Origin of the sequence: Acinetobacter sp. YT-02, from assembly GCF_002412355.1 — a bacterium.
GTDB classification, from domain to species: domain Bacteria; phylum Pseudomonadota; class Gammaproteobacteria; order Pseudomonadales; family Moraxellaceae; genus Acinetobacter; species Acinetobacter towneri.
Genome location: NZ_NOZT01000079.1, coordinates 1 through 7,404 on the forward strand (window position 1 = coordinate 1; position 7,404 = coordinate 7,404).

Sequence of the window (7,404 nt, forward strand, 5' to 3'; positions counted from 1 at the left end):
CACGTTTTAATTCTTTAATTTCACGTTCCATTTGCTTCATTTTTTCTTGGTCAGATATCTGTTGTACTTTGGCAAGATTTAGTTGATCCATATGCTTTAAATACCAAACACGCAATGTTTCAGGAGTACAACCAATCTTAGGCGCAATTGCTGTGATTGCAGCCCAAGTAGAAGGATAATCTTTTTCAGATTCAATCAATAATTGAACCGCTCTTTCTCTGATTTCAGGGGTATATTTTGGTTTTGTCATTGGAACATTCTCTCAAGAAAGTTGGTCTCCGACAAACCCGGTACGGTTCAAGATATAATGCTTGCTCTAATCCACGTTGCTTTAATGCTGCCCCTGCACCAAACCAAGCAGAGTCAAGGCGGTGATCAGTACTCATCGCACGACGTTCATGGTCGACAAACTCGGTGATCGCACAAAGTAGTCCATAGGCGGTGTCTTTGGCTGAAGATAAGTCTGCTCCACGTCCCTGCCCATTAAACATATTCATGACTTTGGTCATGGCACGTCCATTCGGTTCAGTTTTATTGGGTTGTGGATTGGCTTGAGACGCGACATTACGGTAGTACTGAATAATGTTATCCTCCTGTTCCATCGCACTTAGGCTATTGTTGTTAAATACCGCATCAAAATAAGCCGCTGCTTCTTTCTGGGTGACTTTACGTTGAGTGAGTTGTTTCATTTCATACATGTGGTCGTACCATGTTTTCACTGAAATACCGAGTTGATCTTTGACTTTGTCGGCATCAAACTTAGTACTGTGCGGTACTTTGACCACGCCTGCATTGGAACTCTGCCCTCGTAAGGCAATCGCTAAAGTATTGTTACACACCACACGGATATTGGTGAATTGTGCTGTGGTCGCCAACGTGCCGTCACATGCGGTTGCCAACAGAATATAGCCATTGCTGACATCCCCACCTTTAAGTTCTGCGGTTTGTCCTGTACGTGCCAGGGCCCAGAACTTCTTGCCACCTTTTAAGACACCTGCGGTTTCCAGTTCAAAGCCCGATTGCTCCGTTAGGTCTCGGTAGAATTCCAGAATCTCCATTGGCTGGACTTCCTGATAACGCTGACTCACCACCGATAAAGGGGTATGGGTGTCTGAACGATACAGTACCCGTTGTTCTTCATACGGCATGATGATGCTTTGTCCACGTGAGTTTTGAGCCATGTAGCTGACATTGGATGATTCAATACGCCAATCCATACCTGCTTGCTTGGCCCAGACTTCAATCGGTTGGTTTTGGCTAAGTTGATTGCCCAGACCATGCCAAGGGGTTTGTCCGACATACGCCATTTGTTCAAGTTGATGTGCCATTTTGATTATTCCTTAAATAAAAGTGAAAGATGTAAAGATGCAGAAATGTGCTGAAAGGATTTAAACAATCCATCTATTCAAAGATGTAACCGTGTAAAGTCAGAGATGCAATTACGGCACCCATGCAAACGCTTGTTGGCAATCCAAACAGAGATACTGCTCGGCATTGTTGTAGTATTTTTCAAAGGCATACTGACTCACCACCACCAGTACGCCACCCACCACGACCCCAACGGCTGCACCGAAGAGTGGTGAAAAGCCTGACTTGCGAGCGACCTGCATGCCAAACATCGCCATCTGTGTTGGTGAGATACAACGTTGTAGTTGCTCAAAATAATTGGCATGCGCATTGCCTGAATCGGTTTGTCTGACCTGGGTAGACTGACAGTAGGGACATCGAATAAAAGACATGAGGATTCCTTGCGAAATGAATTCAGTGCAAAGCGCTGAATGAAGGGCATAAAAAAACCGTGCCCATTGAGGACACGGTTTGATTTAATTTTGCTTTGTCGAGGAGAGTCGCTATTGAAAGCTATAGCTTGCAGTACCTTTATCTGTTTCGACATCAACCTGCACCACATTACTGTAGCTACAGTCTGTTAATTTCAGTCTTAAACGTTGCCCCATCTTAAAATGCTGCGGATATTCCAATGATCGACGATAGCCTTCATAACGACATTGTCCATGATTGACAGAAACATGGCTGACATCGATAGGCTCTGCAATATTGGAACGGATGGTCAATACCGTAGCGGATTGATTTTGGGCATACCAGTTACTGGTATCAATTACATCGAGTTCGACCGTAAACGTGTTTGGATCAAGGCCAGCATTACAGCCACTCAACATGATGCCTGTCGTTGTAGTCACTGCGAGGAGTAAGGGTTTTAAAAGTTGCTTCATCAAATTCATCCTTAGCAGTAGTTATAGCTCACGCCATAATCACCTGTATTTAAATCAATGCTAGCCAAATGGATTTCACAGTCTGTGCCGTTATCAAATTTATAAACGTAGTAGCGATTACCCGCTTGCTCCGACTCCAGTGCGCCATGTTCTTGCAAGCTAAAGTCTTGCACTGATTTGCCTGTATCTTTTGCGGCTTTGGCAAAGATATAGCGTTGATACTTGTCTATATTGTCCTGCTCAAATTCAGGCAGTTGATCATAGGGCAGCATCGACAGTAAGGTATCCGCCGCCTTAAGGTTTTGATCAAACTCAAAACTCAGCAATTCAGGTTCATGATCTGATGGACTTAGACTTTTGCTTGCCGTGGTCAATTCTTTGACATCGATGCCATCCACTTCTGCTGCTCCAATCTCAGTGGATACTGCTTCTGAACTGGCGGATTCTAAAGGTTGTGCAGAGCTGACCTCAGAAGTACTGGCTGGAACCGTTTTTTCAGTTGCGTGTTTAGGGCTAAAGAAGTAGAAGCCTGCGATGCTGATCAAGGTCAGGGCTAAGATTGCCGCCAAGCCCAAGATGGTTTTTTGGTTCATTTGAATGTTCCCCTCATTTAGTTGGGCACAGTGACTTGACCATTCTGCGCATTAAAGTGAACAAAGCGTGGACAACCACCTTGAAAGTTCACCGTGAAATTACGCCAACCACGGTTGCCAGGATTGGTTTTATAAAGACATTGATAAACCCCACCGCCTGTATGACGTGCTTGAACAAGGTAGGATTCACTGGCTTGTGCAAACCAGCCTGCCTGCGCCAATGATGCGCCTGCAAGTAGTGATGAAATCAGGGTCGTTTTTAGGAAAGTTTTAAACATCATCATTTTCTCTTTTTTATAGGCATCACTGGTCTTGGTCTTAATCAGACACAGTGTTCCCCATGTCATAAATGTTGGAATGAATATCTATGTTTTTTTGAAGTGTTATAGACGATAAAGCACACAAATCTATGCCCCCCAAAACAGCATGAGAGATTCATCTTCATATCGGTAATATGTACTTAAAAAAGTTTTATTCTTAGAAAGTCATGGACACAGCTATGCATTGACTGCACGGCATCAGGTCTAATCACCCAACGGCACAAACATGAAAAAAGAGAAATGTAAAAGACGGTATTGATGGAAGCGCATGGCGTACTCCTTAGGTATAAAGAAGTTTCACCAAATCACTGCTAAATGATGGTGGCGAAACAGAAGACGGGTTAGCAGACTGATACCTAAGAAATCAGCACGTCCGAAGACGTCCCCCCTCCCGTTCCGCCGCAGAGGGGGTACGTAGGGATACCCACCAAAAAGTTAGACTTTTTAGTGTACTTAGGTAAATGGGTCTGCTAAAACCCGCTGACAATGTAGGTCAGCAGGTTAAGGATAATCTGCACGCTGTAGAGCGTCAAGCAAGCTAAGTAAATGGGGAGTGAAAATATTTATAATTAAAAAATGCTTGAATAAGAATATAGTTAGATTTAAATACAGCTTATTAAACTATATTCCTTAATCTTCCAAATACTACCAAAAGAAATCAATCCAATCCAAAATTTGATGAGGGGTAGGTTGAGGGGTAAAACTACAGACAAAAAATAAGCCCTTGTAAAAACAAGGGCTTATTTAGATATTTGGCGGAAGCGGTGGCAGTCAAATTAAACACATATATTACTGATAAATAAATATAAAATATTTTATATTTAATTTTTTACTACTATTTTTACTACAAAAAATTTCAATTAACTCTTTGTTTGGAGTTTCATCATCAAACTTTATTTTTATTTAATGATTTGCTGATTGCACATTAAAAATCGTGAATTGCCATGGAATGCAATCAGATATGTCATTAACCACATTAATCAAACGTATGCATCGGCAGAAGCTTAAAGAAGATGGCTTACCTAAATAGAATCGAGTAATCACTACACATGGATTTTGATCCACATTCCGTGACTGGTCTGCCGATAAAACTGAATATCCTAGAAAAGTCTGTAAGCATGTACTTGCTCACAAACTGCCAGATGAAGTTGAAGTAGCATACTTACGTGGCACTTATCTTGAAAAGCGTAAAGGATTAATGAGCGATTGGGCTGAATTCTGTAACGCCGACTTTAACCACTGTATTATTTTTAATTCTGTAATACACTGTTTCGTACTTTTCCTGATCACCATTGCAGCTGCTAACAGCAATCACTAAACGGCTACCTTTTTGAAAGAAAATATCATTTTAGATAAAACCTCTTTCTTTACTATAACAATAGAAAAAAATTTATGATCATACAAAGCTTTGCCCTGTTTTAGCATTATGAACTAAAGCAAAGCTACATCCTCCACTACAGCCTACTGTTTCTATCACATACTGACATGCAAAGTGGGGGGTGTGTGACATTTGCCAGAACAAGTTTGTGCAGGATAATCCTGATATGTTGGGGTTTTGGCATAAATAGAGAAACTAAATGTTAAACCTAAAAGACTGATATAAAGTTTTTTCACTGTACTACTTAGATATTCATTTACTAAAATCTGAGATACACAAGTTAAAACTACACCCACAAGTATTAATAATATTTTATTTTATAATTAAATGGTTATTTCAATACTCAAGTTTTTTAATAAATTAGTATAAAGAAAAAATGCCCAAAGTATTGGGCATTTTTAAATATAGTGTTAAAGGTATTTAATGAATACGCCCCTGCTGAACAACCCATTTGTAGAGCATTGAATTTTTAATCGTCGACTGCGCAACGAGGGCTGCACTTTGTTGGCCACATAAGTTTTTTCCTTCCATCTTATTAATTCGCTCAGCTTCAGGATTTGCAGCGGGTCGATAAATGGTGAGCAACGTATCCTGATCACTTGAATAATAACAAGTACGCTGACTTAGATTACCTGAGCCATCAAAATTAATGGTTTCTACTTTTCCTTCATCAAGAATATATGACATCGTCATAGTGCCTTCTTTATTTGTTTGATAAGACATGGAAGACATACCTGCCTGAACAGTCTTTCCTGAACCACGAAATGTATTCAGATCAATACCATAAGTATATTTTTCCGCAGAATTAAATGACAAAGGTGACAAAGTCAAATTCTCGGTATAACGCATTATATTTGTGTTAGGCCAATAACAATTCAAACTGTATGAATTACGAGTCAAACTCGTATCTGTAATACGGCAATCTGATTCAACTTTAATACTCACTCGTGCAGGCTTAGATTCTCCAAAATCATTTTTAGCAATATAGATAAAGTGATCTTCAACCGATTTAAATATATCAGGTGAATAGCTGAATTCACCAGTGACACTATTTAAACTCAGTTTTCCATGTTTAGGAAGTTCTACCAGTTGAATCGAACTAAAATTTTCAGCATCTAAAATCTGATTCAATGTATTGTTATTAAGCAAGTTAAAGGCTTGGCTATATGCATTTGGTAACTCAACATCTAACTTGGCACTAATTGGGCCAAAACTGACATTATCCTTACGATCAACAATGGTAAAACTAAATGGTATTGGGGTATTTGTAGGCTTTTTCGCTGCATTATTTTCCTTATAGATAAATTTAAAACTTAACCCCGAACTTGATTCCACCACATCACCAACAATGTTTGGATGATTGCTCGTTACTGTGAAATCTTGTCGATTTAAATCGAGATCAATATAACGACTAAACTGCTGAATTTGCTTTGGTATATTGTCGTAATAATCATTTTTTAACAGGCTTTGAATCTTCTTCATACCTGTCAAAATACTTTGGAAAGATGAAATTAAAACATCAGGTACCTGATCACTTAGTTTCAATTTAAGCTGTGCTTTTCTAAAATCTGACACATTATGGGTAAATAAAATATCTGAACTGCTTGCTAGAGATACATCTGATGCTACACTAAAACTAGTGGTTATCATTCTACGATTTGAAATAGCATCAAAATCTTGTTCGAATGCTCTAAAGGTTTTACCAATTCCACAATCCTCGATGATGTCTCCCATCAATTTAACTACTTGGTTTCTTTTCTTATATAGAACTACACCACCAACAGCCATCAGAATTATTCCCGTTGTAGGATCACCTTTTATTATTCCCGTTATAGGATCACCTCTTAACATCATCAAACCAATTCCAACCATTGCTGCACCAAAAGCAGGTTCAATATTCGCTTTGGTCCAGATCAAAGAGGAACATTCATCGCTCAATGCACTGAACGTTCGCATGTGCATGACCTGCTGGACTTCACTATATTGATTAGCTTGTAAAATTTGTGCCAGCTTTTGTTTATCCGATGCTGTCATTTCGCTTAATGCTATCTCTATACGCGAGAATAACATAAGCCACTCTTGACGTTGAGCTTCATCTTCAAGGCTCGCCCCTTCTTCAGGATTCTCTAGCTGCATATAAAGTTCATTGAAGTAATCTTGAAGAAATTGATCAGCATTGGCAATCGCAGTCATACGTTGACCAGTTTCAAATTGATGTGTAATACGCTGATTATCCACTTGAATTTCTATTTGATGTTGTCCAACAGTAAGTTCAGGTAGCAAAATATATAAGCTTTGATCGACTAACCCATATTCTACAGTTTGACCATCTACTTTCACGTCGAGCTGATAATAAGGTTGAATATTTGGAAAGTTGAAAGTCATGATCTCATGTGAGGCATAGACATTATTTTCCTTAAGGCTTGGCAATACAGTAAAGGCAAGATCATCTTTGTTGATCGTGCGTTGCTTTGCAATATCTAGAGAGGGCTGTGGATTACCTCCAGCATTGTTATTTCCACCGCTACTACTTCCACCACCGCCACCGCATGCACTCAGTAGAATCCCCATTGATATGAAAGTTGATAACGTCATTACAGCACAAGTTTTTTTCGACATTGCTGATTCTCCCTTTTGCTTGTTGCTGATCCCGTACAGCTTTTCACCTTCGCTGAGGTGACAATGCAATGTCCGAGTACTTTATTCCAAACTTTTTAAATCTATTTTAAACGCACCCTATAATGCTCATGCACACACTACAACTAAAATAAACCAATATAAAACAGCAATTTAATCTATTTTCCTCTATACACGACAAAAATAGATAACTCATTGAAATAATGTCACAATAATTGTTTTCTAACGACGAATACTATGACACA

Annotated in this window: 6 protein-coding genes and 2 pseudogenes; 1 reads left to right on the top strand and 7 read right to left on the bottom strand. The window is 39.4% G+C overall.

Annotated elements, in window-relative coordinates:
• From CF596_RS14010 to CF596_RS14035, 6 genes and pseudogenes are all read right to left on the bottom strand, one after another.
• Window positions 1-250: transposase (locus CF596_RS14010; protein ID WP_242439173.1), on the bottom strand; the 250-nt coding region annotated here is incomplete at its 3' end.
• Window positions 251-305: 55 nt separating this feature from the next.
• A pseudogene (locus CF596_RS14015) lies at window positions 306-1,328 on the bottom strand (DUF932 domain-containing protein); the annotation flags it as partial.
• Window positions 1,329-1,439: 111 nt separating this feature from the next.
• A complete protein-coding gene (locus tag CF596_RS14020) occupies window positions 1,440-1,739 on the bottom strand; it encodes a hypothetical protein (RefSeq protein WP_096902831.1) in 300 nt (99 codons plus the stop codon).
• A 111-nt stretch (window positions 1,740-1,850) separates the two neighbouring features.
• On the bottom strand, window positions 1,851-2,231 hold the full coding sequence (locus CF596_RS14025; protein WP_004960803.1) for a hypothetical protein: 381 nt from the start codon (window positions 2,229-2,231) through the stop codon (window positions 1,851-1,853).
• Window positions 2,232-2,242: 11 nt separating this feature from the next.
• Window positions 2,243-2,824, bottom strand: coding sequence for a hypothetical protein (locus CF596_RS14030; protein WP_096902832.1), 582 nt, complete (start codon window positions 2,822-2,824; stop codon window positions 2,243-2,245).
• Between the two features lie 17 nt (window positions 2,825-2,841).
• The gene (locus CF596_RS14035) at window positions 2,842-3,102 is read right to left on the bottom strand and encodes a hypothetical protein (RefSeq protein ID WP_002058491.1); all 261 of its coding nucleotides are present in this window, start codon (window positions 3,100-3,102) and stop codon (window positions 2,842-2,844) included.
• A 991-nt stretch (window positions 3,103-4,093) separates the two neighbouring features.
• On the opposite strand from CF596_RS14035, the pseudogene CF596_RS14970 reads away from it, so the two are divergent.
• Window positions 4,094-4,462: pseudogene (locus CF596_RS14970) on the top strand (hypothetical protein); the annotation flags it as partial.
• Window positions 4,463-4,942: 480 nt separating this feature from the next.
• Here CF596_RS14970 and CF596_RS14050 read toward each other — a convergent pair.
• Window positions 4,943-7,141, bottom strand: coding sequence for a hypothetical protein (locus CF596_RS14050; protein WP_143228704.1), 2,199 nt, complete (start codon window positions 7,139-7,141; stop codon window positions 4,943-4,945).
• Between the last annotated feature and the right edge of the window lie 263 nt (window positions 7,142-7,404).